Annotated in this window: 20 protein-coding genes; 13 read left to right on the top strand and 7 right to left on the bottom strand. The window is 71.4% G+C overall.

Features of this window, described 5'->3' with window-relative positions:
* Positions 1 to 17: 17 nt before the first annotated feature.
* Genes shc through hpnE form a run of 5 tightly spaced genes read left to right on the top strand, consistent with a single transcriptional unit; the run spans position 18 to position 6,367 of the window.
* Complete coding sequence (gene shc, locus VMS22_12630) at positions 18 to 1,979, top strand: squalene--hopene cyclase (GenBank protein ID HXJ34871.1); 1,962 nt, start codon at positions 18 to 20, stop codon at positions 1,977 to 1,979.
* The gene (locus VMS22_12625) at positions 1,976 to 3,190 is read left to right on the top strand and encodes a hydroxymethylglutaryl-CoA synthase (protein ID HXJ34870.1); all 1,215 of its coding nucleotides are present in this window, start codon (positions 1,976 to 1,978) and stop codon (positions 3,188 to 3,190) included. Before shc ends, VMS22_12625 begins: the two co-directional genes overlap by 4 nt.
* Positions 3,187 to 4,047, top strand: coding sequence for a squalene synthase HpnC (hpnC, locus tag VMS22_12620; protein HXJ34869.1), 861 nt, complete (start codon positions 3,187 to 3,189; stop codon positions 4,045 to 4,047). The genes VMS22_12625 and hpnC overlap by 4 nt, the downstream gene beginning before the upstream one ends.
* On the top strand, positions 4,044 to 4,940 hold the full coding sequence (gene hpnD / locus VMS22_12615; GenBank protein HXJ34868.1) for a presqualene diphosphate synthase HpnD: 897 nt from the start codon (positions 4,044 to 4,046) through the stop codon (positions 4,938 to 4,940). Before hpnC ends, hpnD begins: the two co-directional genes overlap by 4 nt.
* The gene (hpnE, locus tag VMS22_12610; GenBank protein HXJ34867.1) at positions 4,937 to 6,367 is read left to right on the top strand and encodes a hydroxysqualene dehydroxylase HpnE; all 1,431 of its coding nucleotides are present in this window, start codon (positions 4,937 to 4,939) and stop codon (positions 6,365 to 6,367) included. Before hpnD ends, hpnE begins: the two co-directional genes overlap by 4 nt.
* Positions 6,368 to 6,384: 17 nt before the next feature.
* On the opposite strand, the gene VMS22_12605 is transcribed toward hpnE, so the two are convergent.
* From VMS22_12605 to VMS22_12585, 5 genes are read right to left on the bottom strand one after another with little or no spacing between them, the layout of a single operon-like run.
* The gene (locus tag VMS22_12605) at positions 6,385 to 6,975 is read right to left on the bottom strand and encodes a glutathione S-transferase family protein (GenBank protein HXJ34866.1); all 591 of its coding nucleotides are present in this window, start codon (positions 6,973 to 6,975) and stop codon (positions 6,385 to 6,387) included.
* A 47-nt stretch (positions 6,976 to 7,022) separates the two neighbouring features.
* Positions 7,023 to 9,053 (bottom strand): PilX N-terminal domain-containing pilus assembly protein, encoded by a 2,031-nt coding sequence (locus VMS22_12600; protein HXJ34865.1) that lies wholly within the window; start codon positions 9,051 to 9,053, stop codon positions 7,023 to 7,025.
* Between the two features lie 20 nt (positions 9,054 to 9,073).
* On the bottom strand, positions 9,074 to 9,862 hold the full coding sequence (locus VMS22_12595) for a hypothetical protein (protein HXJ34864.1): 789 nt from the start codon (positions 9,860 to 9,862) through the stop codon (positions 9,074 to 9,076).
* 22 nt (positions 9,863 to 9,884) lie between these two features.
* Positions 9,885 to 10,271, bottom strand: a complete 387-nt coding sequence (locus tag VMS22_12590; protein HXJ34863.1) for a prepilin-type N-terminal cleavage/methylation domain-containing protein — start codon at positions 10,269 to 10,271, stop codon at positions 9,885 to 9,887.
* A gap of 4 nt (positions 10,272 to 10,275) precedes the next feature.
* Positions 10,276 to 10,827: a type II secretion system protein gene (locus VMS22_12585; GenBank protein ID HXJ34862.1), complete on the bottom strand. Its 552-nt coding sequence runs from the start codon at positions 10,825 to 10,827 to the stop codon at positions 10,276 to 10,278.
* A gap of 123 nt (positions 10,828 to 10,950) precedes the next feature.
* Here VMS22_12585 and VMS22_12580 point away from each other — a divergent pair, with 123 nt between their 5' ends.
* Genes VMS22_12580 through VMS22_12550 form a run of 7 tightly spaced genes read left to right on the top strand, consistent with a single transcriptional unit; the run spans position 10,951 to position 16,050 of the window.
* Positions 10,951 to 11,448, top strand: coding sequence for a 6-carboxytetrahydropterin synthase (locus VMS22_12580; GenBank protein ID HXJ34861.1), 498 nt, complete (start codon positions 10,951 to 10,953; stop codon positions 11,446 to 11,448).
* The gene (locus VMS22_12575; GenBank protein HXJ34860.1) at positions 11,448 to 11,717 is read left to right on the top strand and encodes a hypothetical protein; all 270 of its coding nucleotides are present in this window, start codon (positions 11,448 to 11,450) and stop codon (positions 11,715 to 11,717) included. Before VMS22_12580 ends, VMS22_12575 begins: the two co-directional genes overlap by 1 nt.
* Positions 11,714 to 12,733 (top strand): MBL fold metallo-hydrolase, encoded by a 1,020-nt coding sequence (locus VMS22_12570; GenBank protein ID HXJ34859.1) that lies wholly within the window; start codon positions 11,714 to 11,716, stop codon positions 12,731 to 12,733. The genes VMS22_12575 and VMS22_12570 overlap by 4 nt, the downstream gene beginning before the upstream one ends.
* A 12-nt stretch (positions 12,734 to 12,745) precedes the next feature.
* Entirely contained in the window at positions 12,746 to 13,030 is a 285-nt protein-coding gene (locus VMS22_12565) for a DUF427 domain-containing protein (GenBank protein ID HXJ34858.1), read from the top strand.
* A 44-nt stretch (positions 13,031 to 13,074) separates the two neighbouring features.
* Positions 13,075 to 13,695 carry a DsbA family protein gene (locus VMS22_12560; protein HXJ34857.1) on the top strand — a complete coding sequence of 207 codons (621 nt, stop codon included), beginning with the start codon at positions 13,075 to 13,077 and terminating at the stop codon, positions 13,693 to 13,695.
* Positions 13,695 to 14,147, top strand: a complete 453-nt coding sequence (locus tag VMS22_12555; protein ID HXJ34856.1) for a VOC family protein — start codon at positions 13,695 to 13,697, stop codon at positions 14,145 to 14,147. Before VMS22_12560 ends, VMS22_12555 begins: the two co-directional genes overlap by 1 nt.
* A gap of 16 nt (positions 14,148 to 14,163) precedes the next feature.
* Positions 14,164 to 16,050 carry a glycosyltransferase family 39 protein gene (locus VMS22_12550; GenBank protein HXJ34855.1) on the top strand — a complete coding sequence of 629 codons (1,887 nt, stop codon included), beginning with the start codon at positions 14,164 to 14,166 and terminating at the stop codon, positions 16,048 to 16,050.
* On the opposite strand, the gene VMS22_12545 is transcribed toward VMS22_12550, so the two are convergent.
* Together VMS22_12545 and VMS22_12540 are read right to left on the bottom strand one after the other, a co-directional pair.
* On the bottom strand, positions 16,019 to 17,641 hold the full coding sequence (locus VMS22_12545) for a long-chain fatty acid--CoA ligase (GenBank protein ID HXJ34854.1): 1,623 nt from the start codon (positions 17,639 to 17,641) through the stop codon (positions 16,019 to 16,021). The genes VMS22_12550 and VMS22_12545 overlap by 32 nt on opposite strands.
* A gap of 5 nt (positions 17,642 to 17,646) precedes the next feature.
* Positions 17,647 to 18,537, bottom strand: a complete 891-nt coding sequence (locus VMS22_12540) for an alpha/beta hydrolase (GenBank protein ID HXJ34853.1) — start codon at positions 18,535 to 18,537, stop codon at positions 17,647 to 17,649.
* 29 nt (positions 18,538 to 18,566) lie between these two features.
* On the opposite strand from VMS22_12540, the gene VMS22_12535 reads away from it, so the two are divergent.
* Positions 18,567 to 19,415: GNAT family N-acetyltransferase (locus VMS22_12535; protein ID HXJ34852.1), on the top strand; the 849-nt coding region annotated here is incomplete at its 3' end.

Genomic DNA, 19,415 nt, shown 5'->3' with positions numbered 1-19,415 from the left:
GAGGACGGGGAGTCGGGATGATGAACGGTGAAGGACAGTTGGTTCTGGTGGAGGAGCACGGGCACGACGGAACGCTCGTGCCGCGCGTGTCCGACGCGATCGACGCGGCGAGGCGCCATCTCTACGGGCTCCAGCACCCGCACGGGTACTGGCACGCGCCGCTCGAGGCGAACGTCACGATGGAGGCGCAGTTCGTCTTCTTCAACCGCCTGCTGGGCCGGCAGCGCTCCGACCTCGACCGCAAGATGGTCGAGCGGCTCGTGGCGCTCCAGCAGGCCGACGGGAGCTGGCCGCTCTACTTCGGAGGTCCGGGCCACGTGTCGGTCACGATCGAGGCGTACTTCGCCTTGAAGCTGGGCGGGCTGCGAACGGGCGAGCCGGCGCTCGCGCGTGCACGCGAGTTCATCCTGGCGCACGGCGGGCTCGCCAAGGCCGGCGTCTTCAGCCGCATCTGGCTCTCCTTCTTCGGCCAGTACCCCGCCGCCGGCATTCCCAACATGCCGGTCGAGCTGGTCCTCATGCCGCCGTGGTTCCCGCTCAACATCTACGCGATGTCGAGCTGGGCGCGCGAGACGGTCGTGCCGATCCTGCTCCTCATGACGAACCCGCCGCAGGGACGCCTCGCCCCCGAAGAGGGCGTGAGCGAGCTGTGGGTCCGCCCGCCGCGCGACGAGGACGTCGCGTTCCATCGCTCGCCCGAGCTGGTGTCGTGGGCGAACTTCTTCCTCGCCGCCGATCGCGCGCTGACGCAACTCGGGAGGAGCCCGTGGAAGCCACTGCGCCGGCGCGCCATCGCGCGGGCCATCGAGTGGATCCTGCGCCGTCAGGACTCGACGGGACAGTGGGGCGGCATCCAGCCGCCGATGCTGAACTGCGTGCTGGCGCTGACGCAGATGGGCTTTGCGGCGGACCACCCCGTCGTGATGCGGGGGATACAGGGCATCGACGACTTCCTCATCCAGTGCGACGGAACGCTCATGTACCAGCCCTGCGTCTCGCCCAACTGGGACACGGCGCTGTCGCTGAAGGCGCTCCTCGACGCGGGCACGGACCCGTCCGATCCCGTCCTGGGGCGCGCCGCCGACTGGCTCGTATCGCACCAGATCTTCCGGCCCGGCGACTGGTCGGTCTACAACCCGCGCCTCGAGCCGGGCGGCTGGGCGTTCGAGTTCGCGAACGACTGGTATCCCGACGTCGACGATTCGGCCGTGATCCTGATGGGGCTCTCGCAGCTCCCCGTGGCGCGCACCGCGGCCGGCAAGCGCGCCGTCACGTACGGCCTCAACTGGACGCTCGGGATGCAGAGTCGAAACGGCGGCTACGCGGCGTTCGACGTCGACAACACGCGCGCGTTCTGGAACGAGATCCCGTTCGCCGACATGAAGGCGATGATCGACCCGCCCACCGAGGACGTGACGGGTCGCGTGCTCGAGGTGATGGGCCGCGTCGGGTACGGCACGGACTTCGGACGCGCGCGCCGCGCGCTCGAGTTCGTGCGCCGCACGCAGCGCGCCGACGGGAGCTGGTGGGGACGCTGGGGCGTCAACTTCATCTACGGAACGTGGTCGGTGTTGATGGGCCTCCAGTCGATCGGCGAGGACATGAAGGCGCCGTACGTGCGGAAGGCCGTGGACTGGCTGGCGTCGCGGCAGAACGCCGACGGCGGCTGGGGCGAGACGGTGGCGTCCTACGACGACGAGTCGCTCGCCGGGCGCGGCGAGAGCACGCCGTCGCAGACCGCGTGGGCGGTCATGGGGCTCGTCGCCGCCGACGGGCCGCGCGCGGCGATCGAGCGCGGCGTCGACTGGCTCGTGCGGACGCAGGATGCCGACGGCACCTGGGCCGAGCAGCCGTGGACGGGCACCGGCTTCCCGCGCCACTTCTACCTCCGCTACCACCTCTACCGGCACTACTTCCCGTTGATGGCGCTCGGCCAGTACCGGGCCAAGGTCGCGGCCGGAACCGAGGTGGCGCCGTGAGCGTCGGCATCGAGCACATCTACGCCTACGCTCCGCAGCATGCCCTGCCGCTTCCCGCGCTCGCCGAAGCGCGCGGCGTGCCGGCCGAGAAGCTGACCCAAGGCCTCGGCGTGCGGGCGATGGCGGTGCCGCTGCCGTGCGAGGACGTCGTCACGCTCGCGGCGACCGCGGGCGCGCGCTGCCTGCGCGCCGCGGGCGTCGACCCGCGCACGATCGGGATGCTCGTCGTCGCCACCGAGACCGGCGTCGATCACTCGAAGCCCGTGTCGATCTTCGTGCACGAGCTGCTCGGCATCGGGCCGCACTGCCGCACCTACGAAGTGAAGCACGCCTGCTACGGCGGCACCGCCGCGCTCATGACGGCGGCCGACTGGGTCCGCGCGAACCGCACCAAGGCGCGCCACGCGCTCGTCATCGCCGCCGACATCGCGCGCTACGCGCTCGGCTCGCCCGGCGAGCCGACGCAGGGCGCCGGCGCGGTGGCGATGCTCGTCGGCCCGGAGCCGCGTGCGCTCTTCCTCTCGGAGGAGAGCGGCGTGCACGCTTCCAACGTGTACGACTTCTGGCGGCCGCTCGATCGGCGCGAAGCGCTGGTCGACGGGAAGTACTCGATCGACTGCTACCTCGACGCGCTCACGGGCGCGTTTCGCGCCTTCCGCGACCTCGAGCGGCCGGCGCTCGAGGAGGGCGAGGGGCTCGTCGACCGCCTGGCGCGCGTGCTCTACCACGCCCCGTTCCCGAAGATGGCGGCCAAGGCACACCGGCGCCTCCTCGAGGTCGACCGCGGCGGGACGACCGACGACCTCTACGCCGCCTCGTACCGCGACCTGGTCGCGCCCGGGCTCGAGGCGGTCTCGCAGGTGGGCAACACGTACACCGCCTCGCTCTACTTCTGTCTCGCGTCGCTGCTCGAGGACGAGGGGCGTGCGCTGAGCGGCCGCCGCATCGGGCTCTTCTCCTACGGCAGTGGCTGCTGCGCGGAGTTCTTCACGGGCGTCCTGCCGGCGGGCGCGGCGACGCTGGGCGCGACGGGCGTGCGCGCGTCGCTCGCGGGCCGCCGGTTGATCGACGTCCCGACCTACGAGCAGCTCCTGCACGAGGGCGAGCAGGGCGGCCGGGCGCCGGCCGACTTCACCGGCGACTTCGTCTTCGCCGGCATCCGGGACGACCGGCGCATCTACGGCCGGGCGCGGGAGGCGCTGGCGGCATGAGCGACGTCGCCGTCGCCTATGCCGAGTGTGAGCGGCTCGCGCGCGCGCACTACGAGAACTTCCCGGTCGGGTCGTGGCTGCTGCCGCGGCGGCTGCGGCGCGATCTCGCGGCGGTCTACGCGTTCGCGCGGCGCGGCGACGACCTGGCGGACGAGGGCACGGCGCCGGTCGCCGAGCGCCTCGCGGCGCTGGGCGCGCTCGAGGAGCAGCTCCTCGCCTGCGCGGCCGATCCGGCGGCGGCGACGGATCCCGTCTTCGTCGCGCTCGGCCACACGATCGCGGCCCATGCGCTCCCCGTCCAGCCGTTCCGCGATCTGTTGACCGCCTTCCGGCGCGACGCCGGCGCCGAGACGCGCGCCTTCGCCACCTTCGCGGACGTGCTCGAATACTGCCGCTGCTCGGCCAATCCGGTCGGGCGCATCGTGCTCGGCCTCTTCGGCCATCGCGACGAGGAACGGGCGGCGCGCGCCGACGACGTGTGCACGGCGCTGCAGCTCACGAACTTCTGGCAGGACGTGCGCGGCGATCTCGAGGAGCGGGGGCGCGTCTACATTCCGGGCGAAGACCTCGACCGGTTCCCCGGGAGCCGCGAGGCGCTCGCGACGCGGCGCACGACCGACGGCCTCCGGGCGTGTCTCGCGTTCCAGGTGGAGCGCACGCGCGAGCTCTTCGCCCGCGGCCTCGCGCTCGCGGGCCTGGTCGAGGGTCGCCTGCGCCGCGAGGTGCGCCTGTTCGCCGGTGGCGGGATGGCGATCCTCGATCGGATCGAGGCCGGGAACTACGACGTGCTCGCCGAGCGGCCGCGCCTGCATCGCGGCGATCTCGCGCGGCTCGTCTGGAAGGAGCTCTGGCGATGACGGCGACGGCGATCGTACGGCCTTCGGTGGAGGCGGCCTACCAGCATTGCGAGGAGGTCACGCGCCGGGCGGCGTCGAACTTCTACTGGGGCTTCCGGCTGCTCTCCACCGAGCGCCGCCGCGGCCTCACCGCGGTGTATGCGTTCTGCCGCGCCGCGGACGACATCGCCGACGAGCCGGATCTGCGCCGGGACCCGCGACGCCTGATCGCGCGCTGGCGCGAGGAGCTGCACGCGGCCTACGACGGTACGCCCCGCCATCCGATCGGGGTCGCGCTCGCCGACGCGGTGGAGCGCTTCGCCATCCCCCGCGCCCACTTCGAGGCCGTCGTCGACGGCGTCGAGATGGATCTCCGGCGTACGCGCTACGCCCGCTGGGACGGCGACCTCGCCGACTACTGCTATCGCGTCGCGTCGGCGGTCGGTCTCATCGCGATCGAGATCTTCGGGTACACCAACCCCTCGGCGCGCGACTACGCCACGAACCTCGGTCTCGCGTTCCAACTGACGAACATCCTGCGCGACGTCGCCGAGGACGCGGCGCGCGGCCGCATCTACCTGCCGCAGGAGGACCTCGCGCGCTTCGGGTGTGCGGAGGACGACGTGCTCGCGAGCCGCTGCACCGCGGCCTTCCGCCAGGTGATGGCGTTCGAGTGCGCGCGCGCCGGCGAGTACTACGGCCGCGCGCGCTTCTCGCTGGCGGAGGAGGACCGACCGGCGCTCGCCGCCGCGGAGGCGATGCGCCTCATCTACGAGCAGCTCCTGCGGCGGGTGATGTTCCGCCGCTACGACGTCTTCGGCGAGCGGGTGCGCCTCACCAGCGCCGAGAAGGCGGGCCTCGCGGTCGCCGCGTGGGCGCGGCCCCACCTGTCGTTCCTGTACAAGATCGCGTGAACGCGTCCCCGCACGTGATCGTGGCCGGCGGCGGCTTCGCCGGCCTCGCCGCGGCCATGCGCCTCGTGCGCGGCGGCGCGCGCGTGACGCTGCTCGAGCGCCGTCCGTTCCTCGGCGGCCGGGCCTACTCGTTCACGGACGTCGCGACGGGCGACGTGCTCGACAACGGGCCACACGCGTTCATGGGGGCGTACACCGAGCTGCTCGCGTTCTTGCGCGAGATCGGCGCCGAGGACGCGATCGCCTTCCAACCGCGGCTGTGCGTGCCGATGGCCGATCGCCGCCGGGGCGTCGCCGCGCTCGCCGCCCCCGCCGTGCCGGGCCCGTTGCAGGGGCTCGCAGCGCTGCTCGGATTCCCGCTGCTCTCGCGCAGCGATCGCCTGCGACTCCTGGCGGGTGCAGTGCGCCTCGTGGCGTTGCGGCCGCGCACGCTCGCCGGGCGGACCGTGGCCGAGGCGTTGAACGCGGTCGGACAGCCGCTGGAAGCCCGGCGCTGCTTCTGGGATCCGCTCGCCGTAGCCACGCTCAACGAGGATCCGGAGCGCGCCGCGGCGGCGCCCTTCGCGGCCGTGCTCCGCAAGGGCTTTCTGTCCGGCGCGCGCGCGGCGCGCTTCGGTGTCGCGCGCGGCCCGCTCGGCGACGCGTACGCGGGGCCGGCGCGCGCTGCGATCGAGCACGCCGGCGGCACGGTCCGCACGGGTGCCGCCGTCGCCGAGGTGACGATCGCCGACGGGATCGCGACCGGCGTGGTGCTGCGCGACGGCTCGCGCGTGTCGGCCGACGCCGTCATCCTCGCCGTGCCCGCCTCGGCGCTCCTGCGCCTGCTCCCGGCGCCGCTGCGCGAGGCGACGCCACTGCGGTCGCTCGCGCAGGTCGACACGTCGCCCATCGTGAGCGTGCATCTGTGGCTCGGGCGCGCGGTGCCGATCGGCCGTCCGGACGCCGGGGCGCCCTTCGTGGGCCTCCTCGGCGCGCGCGCGCAGTGGCTGTTCGATTGCGGGCCCTCGCGGGCGGGCGGGCACCGCATCGCCAGCGTCACCAGCGGCGCGCGCTTCTGGGACGGCGCCGACGACGACGCGATCGCCGCGGCGGTCGTCGCCGACGCGCGCGCGATGCTGCCCGACCTCGCCGGTGTGGCGGTCGCCCGTGCGCACGTCGTGCGCGAGCGTCACGCGACCCTGTCGCTCACGCCGGCGGCCGAGCGCGCGCGGCCGCCGACCACGACGTCCGTGCCGAACCTCTTCCTCGCCGGGGACTGGGTGCAGACCGGGCTGCCCGCGACGATCGAGAGCGCCGTCGTCTCCGGCCGCCGTGCCGCCCATGCGGCCCAGGACTACGTCGTGGGTCGCGGCCGAGCACGGGGCGCAGGTGGCACGCGCGAGCGGTATGCCGCGGCCGCGGCAGGCGAGGAACGCGCGGCCATCTGACGGACGCTCGCGCTTCCTCACATGGCGACGAATCCGCGCTCGGCGCGCACGCGGGCGAGCCAGGCGCGGACGTTCGGGAAGTCGTCGAGCGGGAAGCCGCCCTCGTGCGAGACGTGCGTGTACGCGAACAGCGCGACGTCGGCGATCGTGTAGTCCTCGACGAAGAAGGGACGGTGGGCGAGGTGCCCCTCCATCACGCGGAGCGCGGCCCAGCCGCCGTCGCGCCGCGCGGCGAGCGCGGCGGTGCGCTCCGGACTCTCGGGCCTGTGGAGCAGCCAGAAGCGCGAGGTCGCGAGGTAGGGCTCGTGGCTGTACTGCTCGAAGAAGAGCCACTGGAAGACGAGCGCCCAGCGCCGGCGATCCTCCGGCAGGAGCCGGGTGCCGCGTGCGAGATACGCCAGGATGGCGTTCGACTCGGCGAGCAGAAAGCCGTCGTCGTCGAGCAGCGGCGTGCGCCCGTTCGGGTTCTTGCGGAGGAAGTCCGGCGTGCGGCTCTCGCCCCGCAGGATGTCGACGGGACGGATCTCGAGCGGGACGCCGAGCTGGGCCGCCGCGAGCCGGACCTTGTACGAGTTGCCCGAGATGGCCGAGTCGTAGAGTGCGACCATCCCGGTCGCATTCCACGGCTCGCCGGCCGACGCAACGCGCGCGGCGGCTAGCGGAAGTTCTCGGTGAACAGGATCTGCTCGACCGCGACGAAGCGAGGGGTCAGCGGCGGCAGCAACGCGACGTTCTGGAAGTCGGTGTCGTAGTCCCAGTTGCGGGCGGGCGGGTTGTAGATGTTGCAGGCGTTGCCCGTGCCGCACCAGGCGCCGCTGTTGTGCCGCGGCGTCCCGAGGCTCACGAACGAGCCGCGGTAGGTGAGCGTCCGCCCACCCCAGTCCTCATGGAAGCGCGGGTAGTTCTCGAGCCCGCCATTGTAGGCGCCGGCGACCGTCGTATCGACGCCGGAGATGAACGCCGCGTTGATGGCCGTCGACGTTGCCACGCGGGAGCCGGAGTTGAGGGCCGTTCGGCTCTGGCAGTCGTTGCCGCACGCAGAGTTGTTGTCCCAGTTGTTCGAGAGCACGTTCAGCGTGTCGCCCATGATGGCACTGGGGCTCTTCGGGCAGGCGGCGAACGAGGTGCAGGTGCCGGTGCCGGTGTTGTAGTCGCCCTCGACGAACACCGCATTGTCGGACACGATCGTCACGCCGGTCGGGTCGGCCGCCGCGGGGAAGTCGAGGTTCGGCGAGCCGAAGATGCGCACGCCATAGCGCGGATTCGAAACCCCCGCCGATCCGGGGCCGTCCACGCTGAAGAACAGCACGACGCCGCCGTCGGTCGTGTCGTCGGGATCGAACAGCCGGTTCGCCGCGATGGTGCCGCGGTTCCAGGCAAGCAGGTCGTGGACGTTGACGTTCAGCATCTGAACCCACGCGGCCTCGCGGTTGCTGTAGAAGCCGCCGCGCCGCGCCGTGAGCGTCCCGTCGGCGAGCAGCTCGTTCGTCACGCGGGTCGCGCACCCGGCGTAGAGCCCGATCGAGCTGTCTCCGCACGGATAGACCGCCGCCGCGGTGAGGAAGTTCGGCGTGTAGTTCACGCGATTGCAGTACGAGTTGGCGTTGACGCACGCACCCGGCTGGTCGCCGCCCGCTCGCGGGACGTCGTTGTAGAAGATGCGTCCGGGCCGCGCGGCCATGAACGTCTGCAGCCGGGTCGACTGGGCGGCGTTGGTGGTGCCGTCGTCGTTCTGTACGACGATCGGGATGCGGCCCGCCGCGTCGCGCCCGTTGACGTTGAGCACGATGCGCAGGTCGGCCTGGTGCCAGAAGTCGCCCGAGCCGTGCTGGAGCGCGTCCGGCGTCGGCACCGACACGGCCGGCTGGTTCGCGAGCATCGCGCCGAGCCAGCCCGAGAGCGTCGAGCTCGAGAGCTGGGTGGTCCCGCTGCCGCTGCAGCCGACGGCCTGGATGTCGAGGGCACCGTCGTTGTTGGCGTCGCGGAGCCGCGCGATGTTTACCGTACCGGCGCACGTGCTCACGTCCTTGCGCCCGCGATAGATCCGGCCCGCGGACGAGAGGTGAACGGTCGGGATGTTCGGGTTGAGCTCGTTCACCGTGAGGGTCGCGTCGCTGTTGATGTACAGGTTCCCGTTGGTATGCACCGGCCCGTGCAGGTTCATGTTCGCGCCGGGCAGGATCTCGAGGTCGTTCTGGTAGAACGCGAGGAACTGGAAGAGCGGGACGTAGTCGACGTTGAACGTCGTGCCGATGCTCGCCTCGATGTCCCCGGGCAGCACCCGGGACGTCGACGTGGCGGTGTAGCGATACTCGGTCGCGTTGATCCCGGCGAACGGCCGTCCCGCGGGGACGATCACCTGGCGCGGGTTTCCGGGCACGTCCGTGAGCTGGTAATCCACCTGCCGTGCCCCGAGCATGAACGTGTGCAGGGCGTGATCCGCCACGGTCGGCGTGCCGTAGGAGAGGAAGATGTTCCGGTAGTCGCCCATGCCCCGGTTGATGCCGGCCTCGGCCGAGTAGAAGCCGCTCGCGGCGCGATGGTGCGCGCCGGCCGACACGGTGTCGCTCATGACGCTGGCGTGCATCGCCGCGGTGACGCCCGCGATCAGCAGCATGATCATCAGGACGGCCACGAGCGCGAAGCCTTCCTCGCGTCCGGCCCGAACGTTCTTCGTCGTCTTCATGGCAGCAGACCTCGTTGTCGTCATGGCAGCAGATTCCTCGGCTTGCTCCGGCTCGTCTCGGTGAGGGACACTTGGTCCTCGCTCCGCGTGGCGCCCACCGTCGACGCCCTCGCGGTGACGAGCACCTCGTTGACGAGACGCCAGGTCGGGTCGTCGGGGGGCAGATCGACGACGTCGCACGGCGGACAGTTTTGCTGCAGCACGTACCGGAACTGAAGGTCCGGGATCCCCGCGGCGAACGCCTCTGGCGCGGCGCGGTTGACCGTGAGGAGGAGCTGCGGCGGCGTGACGGTCGTGTCGATCCGATAGACCCGCTCGTCGACGGCGAAGAGACCGCTTCCCACCGGGTAGTCCTGCGTCGCCGCGTCGGCGATGACGACGTTCGTTCCGGCCGCGCTGGTGACGAACGAGAACTGGCCGAAGCCGCCTGGGTGGCGAACGTAGACGAGCATCCCGACGTCGAACCCCGCTGCGCTCGTGACCGTCAGGGTGGTCTGACCCTGCTGCGTCAGCGCCGAGAGCGACGTCACGATGCACGACAGGTCGTTCCGCACGATGCCGGCTCGCACCGTGATGGAATCCGGGTTGGTGCCCGCACCGTTCGTCGCGTCGATCGCGACGAAGTCGCCCGTGGACGGCAGGCAGGCGCCGGCGAGACGGAGATCGCGGGTGATCGCGTCGAGGCTCGAGCGCAGCGCCTGCTGCATCTCGACGCGATAGCCCTGCCCCTTCTGCTGCTTCGCCTGCATGATGAAGAACTGCGAGACCGCGAACAGCGAGATGCTGGCGAGCGCCGCGCTCACGAGCATCTCGACGAGACCGAAGCCGCGCTCAGTTGACCGCTGTGAGGATGGTTTGTACGGCATAGCTCCGTGATCCGATCGGCGATGACCAGTTGACGGTGACGGTGAGCTGCTTCATGCCCGCAGCCGGCGTGTCGTTGGCGACCGCGGTCGTGACCGTGTACCCCTGGTTACCGATGCTGGCGGTGAAGGTGCGGCTCGCGATGTCGATGTAGTCGAGTGAGCGCTGGTCCTCGATCTCTTGCTGGGCCAGGATGACGGCACCCGTCGACGCACGGTTGTCGGCGGTGTGTCGAATGTTCTGGGCGGCGAACTGGGCCATCCCCAGGGACGCGATCGCGAACAGCGACATGGCGGCCAGCACCTCGAACAGGGTGAAGCCGGCCTGCGTCTTCTTGCCTGCGTGACGAGTCATGTGCTCACCCTGGGGCGACCTGTCCCGACGGCCACACGGTGATGGTGCGGTAGGTGCTGCTCGGGGCGTGGTAGAGGGTCAACGTACACGCCGCATCGGGGACGAGCATGAGACCGCGCGTCGTGAACTCGAGCTGGCGGCCGATGCCGCTCGTGAAGACGATACCGTTCTGCAGAGTGCCCGAACGAATGGCGGGCCCGTTCGGGACCCAGACGCCGCCGACGAGCTGGAGCCGATAGGTGACGTAGGTCGTCGAGTTGGTGATGTCGACGCGGAAGTGATCGCCCTTGGTCAGCGCGTCGTCGCGCGCATGCCGGATGTCGGCGAGGACCTGGTTCTGCGCAATCCACACGGTGTACGGGTTGCGGGGAAGCCGGGAGTACGCCGTACCCGCCATGATGGCGATGATCGCCACTACGACCAGGAGCTCGATGATCGTGAAGCCGTGGCGGCCGTCGCCGACCGGCGCCTTCGTGACGCTCGTCGCACATGCGTCACTCGTTCGGCACGGCGCACGCCATGGCATCGATGCAGTCGCCTTGGTTCTCGTGGACATTTTAGCGCCTCCAGTCGCGCTGCGGAGTCACGAGCAAGCAACGGAGATGCCACGAGAACCGGGCGCATGGCGCATGCGCGCCACGTTGACAGGAGCCGAGGCGGCGGGTCTAACCGCCGTCGCATGCCCGAGCCGCAACGCTACAGCGTCGTGGTCGCGAAGGACTACCTCAAGTTCGCAGCCGCGCACTTCATCGCGTATCCGGGGTTTCGCGAGCCGCTGCACGGTCACAACTACCAGGTATCGGTCCGCGTCGAGGCCGACCTCGGGGCCGACGGCTACGTGCTCGACTTCGGCCTGGTGAAGCGGATCGCGAAGGCGCTCTGCGAGGAGCTCGACGAGCGCATCGTCATCCCTCAGCGCAGCGACTGTGTCAGGGTCGTCACCGCCGACACGACGATCGAGCTCACGACCGAGCAGGGAGATCGCTTCCAGTTCCCGCGCAAGGACTGTGCGCTGCTCCCCATCGTCCACAGCTCCGCCGAGGAGCTGGCGGCCTACCTGCTCGGACGACTGCGTGTGGCGCTCGCCGCCGAAGCGGCGGGCCGTGCCGTTCGGCTGCTCGAGGTCGGCGTCGCCGAGGCCCCCGGGCAGATCGCGTATTGCCGCGAGACCCTGTGATGCGGATGGCCAGTGCCGTGCTGGTCGTCGCGCTCGCTGCGTGCACCAAGCTGCCCGACCCGGACTCGCCCGGCGCGCAGGCCTTCGCGCGTCGCTGCGGGGAGTGCCACCGCCCGTACGCGCCCGGTTCCATGACGTGGCCCATGTGGGAGTACCAGCTCGGGCGCATGAAGACGCTGTTCGGGCAGCTCCGGCGCCCGTGGCTCAGCGACGAGGAGGAGCGACTGGTGGTGGACTATCTGCGGCAGCACGCGGCGGGGCAGGGATGAGGACCGCCGTGCTCCTGGTCACGGTCGTGCTCGCCGCGAGCGGCTGTGACGGGCTGGTCGATCGCCTGATCGAGCGCAACCTGCGTCGCGCCGACCGGACGCTCCTCACCTCTCCGGACCTCACCGTCGTGCTGTGCGGGACGGGTGGGCCGCTCGCCGACGCCCAGCGCGCCGGCGCGTGCACCGCCATCGTCGCGGGCGGGGAGGTGATGCTGGTGGACGTCGGTCCCGGCTCCTTCGAGACGCTCGATCTCGCGAGCGTTCCGACCGACGCCGTCGCCACCGTGTTCCTGACCCACTTCCACTCCGACCACATCGGCGACCTCGGCGAAGCGACGACCCAGAGCTGGATCGCCGGCCGGACGCGCCCGTTCGACGTCTACGGACCGGCCGGCACGGCCCGGGTCGTGGACGGGTTCAACACCGCCTACGCAGCGGACGCCGACGCGCGCACGCTGCACCACGGCGAGGCCTATCTGCCGCGTGCGGCGGCGGGCATGCACGCCCACGAGGTGGCGCTCGCCGACGCGCCCGACGCCGAGGCGGTGGTGCTCGATCGCAACGGACTGAAGGTGACGATGTTCCGGGTCGATCACGATCCCGTGCGGCCGGCCGTGGGCTATCGCTTCGACTACAAGGGCCGTGCGGTCGTCGTGTCGGGCGACACCCGCAAGAGTCCCAACGTGGTGAAACATGCGAAGGGCGCCGACATGTTGGTCCACGAGGCGCTCTCCCGGGACGCGTTCGGGCGCGCGATCGCCGTCGCCGATCGGATCGGGATGCCCCGACTCGCGAAGATGGCGAAGGACGCGACCGAGTACCACACGACGCCCGTGGAGGCGGCCGAGGTCGCCCGCGAGGCGGGCGTCGAGACGCTGGTGCTGACGCACCTCGTGCCGGCTCCGTCGAACTGGTTCCTCGAGCGACGGTTTCTTTCCGGTGTGCAGGAGGCGTTTCCCGGCAAGGTCGTCGCGGGCCGCGACGGGATGCGATTCACGCTCGCCGCACGGCAGTGACGCGGAGGATCCATGGCGAAAGCGATCTGGAACGGAGCCGTCGTCGCCGAGAGCGATGCGTGCCGCATGGTCGAGGGCAACCACTACTTCCCGCCCGACGCGGTGGCGAAACAGTATCTCCGGCCGAGCGCGACGCACACCGTCTGCTCGTGGAAGGGCACGGCCAGCTACTACGACGTCGTCGTCGACGGCCGGGTCAACGCGGATGCCGCCTGGTACTATCCGGATCCGAAGCCCGCGGCGCACGAGATCGCCGGCTGGATCGCCTTCTGGCACGGCGTGACGGTGCAGCCGTAGGGACGCGATTGGCGCACGCGCCGGGCGCGGCGTAGAGGAAGAGCGTGGCCGATCAGGTCCGGTTGTTCGTCTGGTCCGACTACCTCTGTCCGTGGTGCTACAACGCAACCGTGCGGCTGCGGCGTCTGGAGGAGGAGCTCGGCGATCGCGTCGCGCTCGAGTGGCGCAGCTACCTCCTCCGACCCCACACGGACGCGAACCGGACCATGGAGACGTTCCGCGCCTACACGTCCTCGTGGACGCGGCCTGCTGCGGAGCCCGAGAGCGGGACGTTCCGCGTCTGGGCGACCGACGAGGGACCGCCGTCGCACAGCGTGCCGCCGCATCTGGTCGCCAAGGCGGCTGCCCTGCTGGGGCTGCAGGCCTTCCACGCCATGCACGATCGCCTGCTGCACGCGTACTTCGCCGAGAACCGCGACATCACCCGCGCCGAGACGCTCCTCGAGCTCTGGCGCGAGATCGGCCTGCCGGACGACGGGTTCGAGCGCGCCGGCGATCCCGCGATCCTGCGCGAGGTGGTCGATCAGCACAACGAGGCCATCGCGCGCGACGTGAACGGCGTGCCGGCGGTCGTCATGGAGGGGAACGACGTGCCGATCGTGGGGGCGATGCCCTACGAGACCTATCGCCGCTGGGTCCTGCGGCGCCTCGCGGGAGAGATCTGATGACGGACGTCGGCTTCACGCACGTGGCGCTGCTCGTGGGGAATCTCGACGCGAGCACGGCCTTCTACCGGAAGTACGCGCGCATGGAGGTCGTGCACCAGCGCGCCGACGGCAGCACGCGGGTCGCCTGGATCAGCGACCGCACGCGACCCTTCGTGATCGTGTTGATCGAGATGCCGCGCTACGTTCCCCGGCCGCTCCTGCGCGCGGCGAACGGCGTCCTGCGCATGCTGGTGCCGTTCGAGCATCTGGGCGTCGGATGTCCCAGCCGCGACGAGGTCGATCGGCTGTGCGCCGAGGCGCGGGGCGAGGGACGGCTCGCCCGCGGCCCGACCGACTACGGTCCGCCGGTCGGCTACTGGGCCTTCATCACCGATCCCGACGGGCACACCCTCGAAGTGTCGCACGGGCAGGAGATCGGCCTCACGGTGGATCGCGCCGGCGCGGCGTGATCGGCGCGGCGCTGCGATGACGGACGCGCGTCGCGCCAGGCGCCGCCGCGCTCCGCAGCCCGCACCGCCGACGCCGGTCGTACCCGCGGCCGCTGCGTGGGCGACCATCGTCCCGTTCGTCGGCCCCGCGGTCATCGCAGCGGTCGCCGCCGCGATGCTCGCCTGGACGTGGCGAACGTGGCCCGACCCGATCATCGACTTCGGGCGCGAGGTCGACTTCGCGTGGGAGCTCTCGCGCGGCAAGGTGCTCTACACCGACGTCGTGCACATCAGCGGGCCGCTGTCGCCGTACGTGAATGCGCTCTGGTTCCGCCTCTTCGGGCCGGGGATCATGACGCTCGCCTGCTGCAACATCGCGATCGCCGCGGTGGTGGTCGTGCTCCTCTACCGACTCTTCCTGCGCCTGGGAGATCACCTCGCGGCGACGGCGGCGTGCCTCGTCTTCGTGACGCTCTTCGCGTCGGCGCAGTTCGTCCGCATCGGCAACTACAACTGGGTGTGCCCGTACTCGCACGAGCTCACGCACGGCGCGGCGCTCGCCCTGGCCGGCCTGTGGGCCCTGTCGCGCTACCAGGCCGACGGGCGACTGCGCTGGATCGCGTTCATGGGGATGGCGCTGGGGCTCCTCGTTCTCACCAAGGTCGAGGTGTTGGTCGCGGGCACGATCGGTCTCGGGACGGGCCTCGCGCTCACCGTCGCGATCGAGAGGCCGCCGCGCCGGCTTGCGCGCATCGCCGGCACGCTCGGAGGCGTCGCGCTGGTGCCGATCGCCGCCACGTTCCTGTGCTTCGCGCGCGTGCTCTCGACCGACGAGATCCTGCGCTGGCCGCTCGGGCACTGGCGTGCGGCGGCGCGAGCCGACCTGGTGGCGATGCCCTTCTACCGCGAGGGGCTCGGCATCGACGACGTGCCGGCGAACCTCGCCAAGCTCGGCACGGCCGCGCTCTGGTGGCTCGCGGTCCTCGGGCCCGGGATCGTGGGCGCGGTCGCGCTCCGCCGGCCCGGGCGGCACCGCGCGCCCGTCGCGGCCGCGCTCTTCGCCGCCACCGCCCTCGGGCTCTGGTGGCGATGGCGGGCGATCGCCTGGTTCGACGCCGCGCGCCCGCTGCCCCTCTTCATGCTCTTCGTGCTGGCCGGCTCGGTGACCGCCCTCGCGCGTCACCGGCGCGACCCCGAGCGGGCGCGGCGCTTCGCCCTGCAGGCGGCCGCCGCAGCCTTCGGTCTCGCGATGCTCGCGAAGATGATCCTCGACGCGCGCGTCTTCCACTACGGCTTCGTGCTCGCCATGCCGGCGACGCTGGTGCTGGTGGTGGCGCTCCTCGCGTGGCTGCCCGATGCCGCGAGCGAGCTCGGCGGCTACGGACCGGCGCTGCGCGCCGTCGTCCTCGGGGCGCTCGTGGTCGGCGTGCCGGCGCACCTGGGAGCGATGTCGCGCCTGGTCGCGCAGAAGGTGCACGCCGTGGGCGAAGGGCGCGACCTCATCCTCGCCGACGATCGCGGCCCCGTGGTGGAGAAGCTGCTCGGCGAGGTGCGAGCCCGCGCATCGTCCGGGCAGACGCTCGTCGTCGCGCCCGAGGGCATCATGGTCAACTACATCGCGCGGCGCGAGAACCCGACGCCCTACTACCAGATCGGGCCTCTCATGATGACGGTCTTCGGCGAGGATGCCGTCCTGCGCTCGCTCCAGGAGCATCCGCCCGCCTTCGTGGCGCTGGTGAACAAGGAGACCGCGCACGAGGGCGCCCGCTTCTTCGGACAGGACTACGGGCGGCGCGTCTTCGCGTGGATCGAGGCGAACTACCGGTCGGTCGCCGAGATCGGCCCGCCGCCGTTTCGCGATCGCCGGTTCGGCGCCGTGCTGATGGAGCGCACTAGCGTCCCATCGGCCACCGGTGCCCCTTGAAGCGCTCGCGCAGCTCGCGCTTGGCGATCTTGCCGACGCTCGTCTTCGGCAGCGAGTCGACGAACGCGATGTCGTCCGGCAGCCACCACTTGGCCACGCGCGAGGTGAGGTAGTCGAGGATCGCCTCCTGGGCGAGCGTGCGTCCCGGCTTCAGCACGACGCACGCGAGGGGACGCTCCTGCCAGCGCTCGTGCGGGAGCCCGACGACGGCCGCCTCGAGGACGTCGGGATGCCCCATGATGGTGTTCTCGAGCTCGACCGACGATATCCACTCGCCGCCGCTCTTGATCACGTCCTTGGCCCGGTCCGTGATCTGCATGTAGCCTTGCGGATCGATGTTCACGACGTCGCCGGTCCGGAACCAGCCGTCGTGGAAGGCGTCGGCGGCGCGCGGGTCGTCGTAGTAGCTCGACGCGATCCACGGGCCGCGCACCTCGAGCTCGCCGACGCTCTGCCCGTCCCACGGCAGCTCGCGGCCGTCCTCGGAGACGACGCGGATCTGGACGCCGGCGAGCGGCATGCCCTGCCGCGCGCGCACGCGGCGCTTCTCGTTCTCGCTCCAACCCTCCATGGAGCTGCGCGGCTTCGACAGGGTGGCGAGCGGCGCCGTCTCCGTCATGCCCCAGGCCTGGATCACCGTGATGCCGCGCTTGTCGTAGGCGGCGATCAGGCTCTCGGGCACGGCCGAGCCGCCGCACGGCACCGCCCGCAGGCTCGAGAGGTCGTAGGGGCGCTCCTCGAGGGCCTGCAGCAGGCCGAGGAGCACGGTCGGGACGCCGGCGGTGACCGTCACGCGCTCGGCCTGGATCAGCTCGCCGATGTCCTTCGGCGCCGGCGCGACGCCGGGATAGACCTGCGCGGCGCCGACCATCGTGGCGCTGAACGGCAGCCCCCAGGCGTTGGCGTGGAACATCGGCACGACCGACAGCACGACGTCGCGCTCGGAGAGTCCGAAGGCGTCGGCCATGCACTGCGCGTAGCACTGCAGGACGAGCGCGCGGTGACTGTAGGCGACGCCCTTCGGGTGGCCCGTCGTCCCGGACGTGTAGCACATGGCCGCCGCGTCGTTCTCGTCGAGCTCGGGCCACGCGATCTCGTCGGAGGCGCCGGCGAGCAGATCCTCGTAGCGCACCATCGGCTGCAATGGGGTCTTCGGCAGCGGGCCGTCGCCCATCGAGACGAACGTCCGCACCGACTTCAGCTCCCTCGCGTGCGGCTCGAGGCCCGCGACGAGCTCCTCGTCGACGAACAGGACGACGTCCTCGGCGTGGTTCACGATGTAGCAGATCTGCTCCGGGAAGAGCCGGATGTTGACCGTGTGCAGGACGCGCCCCGACGACGGTACGGCGAGGTAGAGCTCCAGGTGGCGGTACGTGTTCCAGCCGAAGGTGCCGATCCGCTCGCCCGGCCGCACGCCGAGGCTGCCGAGGGCGTTGGCGAGCCGCGCCGCGCGCCGGGCGAGGTCGGCGTACGTGTAGCGATGGAGACCGCGCGCCGTCCGGGTCGTGATCGTCTTCTCGGGAAAGAGCGTCCGTGCGCGGCGCAGGAGGTCCGTGATCGTGAGCTGGTGATCCATCATGAGTCCGCGCATGGTCCTCACCTCCCGAGAAACTCGATCAGCACCTTGGCGAGGCGCTCGGGGTCCTCGAGGTGCGGATGGTGCGCGACGCCCGAGAGCTCGATGCGCTCGGCGCGGAGTGCGCGCAGGCGATCGGCCTGCTCGTCGTCCGGAAGCTGATACGGGCTCTCGGTCCCCGCCACGTAGAGCACGGGACACGCGACGCGCTGCCAGAAGGGACGGGCCTGGCGCACGTAGTACGGCGTCGGGGCCGTCGTCTGGTGCAGCGGATCGAACTTCCAGACGCGTGAGCCGTTCTCGGCGCGCGTGCCGTGGAGCGCCATGTGGGCCGCGACCGGGTCGGGGAACGTGGGGAAGCGTTGGCGGAGCCGCGTCGTCGCCTCGGCGAGCGTCGTGCGCAGGCGCGGGCGCACGGCGACGCGCTCGAGGTCGGCGAGCCACGCCACGTAGCGGTCCGGGGCGGCCTTCGGGTCCGTGTCCGGCGGCCCGAGCGCGTCGACGCAGACGAGGGCGGTGACGCGGTCGGGGTGCGTTCCGGCGTAGAGCACCGCGGCGCCCGCGCCCATCGAATGTCCGACCAGCGCGACCCGGCCCCCGAGCGCGCGCACGATCCCGGCGAGATCGGCGGCGTAGTCGGGGAAATGATAATAGCCGCCCGCGCCGATCCACTCGGAATCGCCGTGGCCACGCCAGTCGAGCGCGAGCACGTGGTGGCCGGCGGCGGCCAGGCGCGGCGCGACGAAATCCCACGCGTGCGCGTGCTCCAGGAAGCCGTGCAGCAGCAGCACGATACGACCCTCGTCGCCCCACTCGACGAGATGGTGGCGGAGCCGGTTGGCGTCGATGAAACGATCCCGCGGCGTCATGGCGAGCATCCGGAAGTGGCCGGCGCGAGCCCGTCTTGTCAACTCGGCGCCCGCTGGCAATGGTCGGCCTGATGCTCCGCATTCGCCGCGCGCGTTCCGACGACGGACCCGGCATCCACGCCGCCCACGCCGCGGCGATCCTCGTCACCTGCCGGAGTCACTACGCCGCGGAGGAGGTGGCGGTGTGGGCGGAGCGTCTCACGCCGGCGAGCTACGCCGAGGACGTCGTCCAGCGCGACGTCTTCGTCGCCGAGGATGGTGCGCGGATCCTCGGCTTCGGCGTGCTCGATGCAAACGATCGGGAGGTCCGCGCGGTGTACGTGCACCCGGACGCGGGGCGGCGGGGCATGGGGCGGGCGCTCCTCCACGTCCTCGAGACGACGGCACGCCTTCGCGGCCCGGGGCGCCTCCACCTGGACTCGTCGCTCAACGCGGTCCCGTTCTACCTCGCCGCAGGCTGGGCGCGGGAGCGCGCGACCACGCACACGCTGGCGCCCGGACGCGACATCGCGTGCGTCGTCATGACGAAGACGCTCGCGGAGCTGCCCGTCGTCGTGCGCGAGGAGACGCCGGCGGATGCGGACGCCATCCGCGCCGTCAACGAGGCCGCGTTCGGCCGCGCCGGCGAGGGCGTGCTCGTGGATCGCCTCCGCCACGCGGGCGCACTCGGGCTGTCGCTGCTCGCGGTGCTCGACGGGGCCGTCGCCGGCCATCTCGCTCTCAGCCCGGTCACGATCGATGGCGCATGCGGCGCGCCGCTCGGCCTCGGGCCGATGGCCGTGCTTCCGGCGTACCAAGGAAACGGCATCGGCTCGCGCCTGGTCGAGGAGGGACTCGCACGGGCGCGCGAGCGCGGCCATGGCGCGGTGGTCGTCCTCGGTCATCCCGAATTCTATCCGCGCTTCGGCTTCGTGCCGGCG

The organism is Candidatus Eisenbacteria bacterium (assembly GCA_035577985.1).
Classification (GTDB): domain Bacteria; phylum Desulfobacterota; class Binatia; order DP-6; family DP-6; genus DATJZY01.
This window is presented reverse-complemented; position numbering and strand designations above follow the sequence as displayed.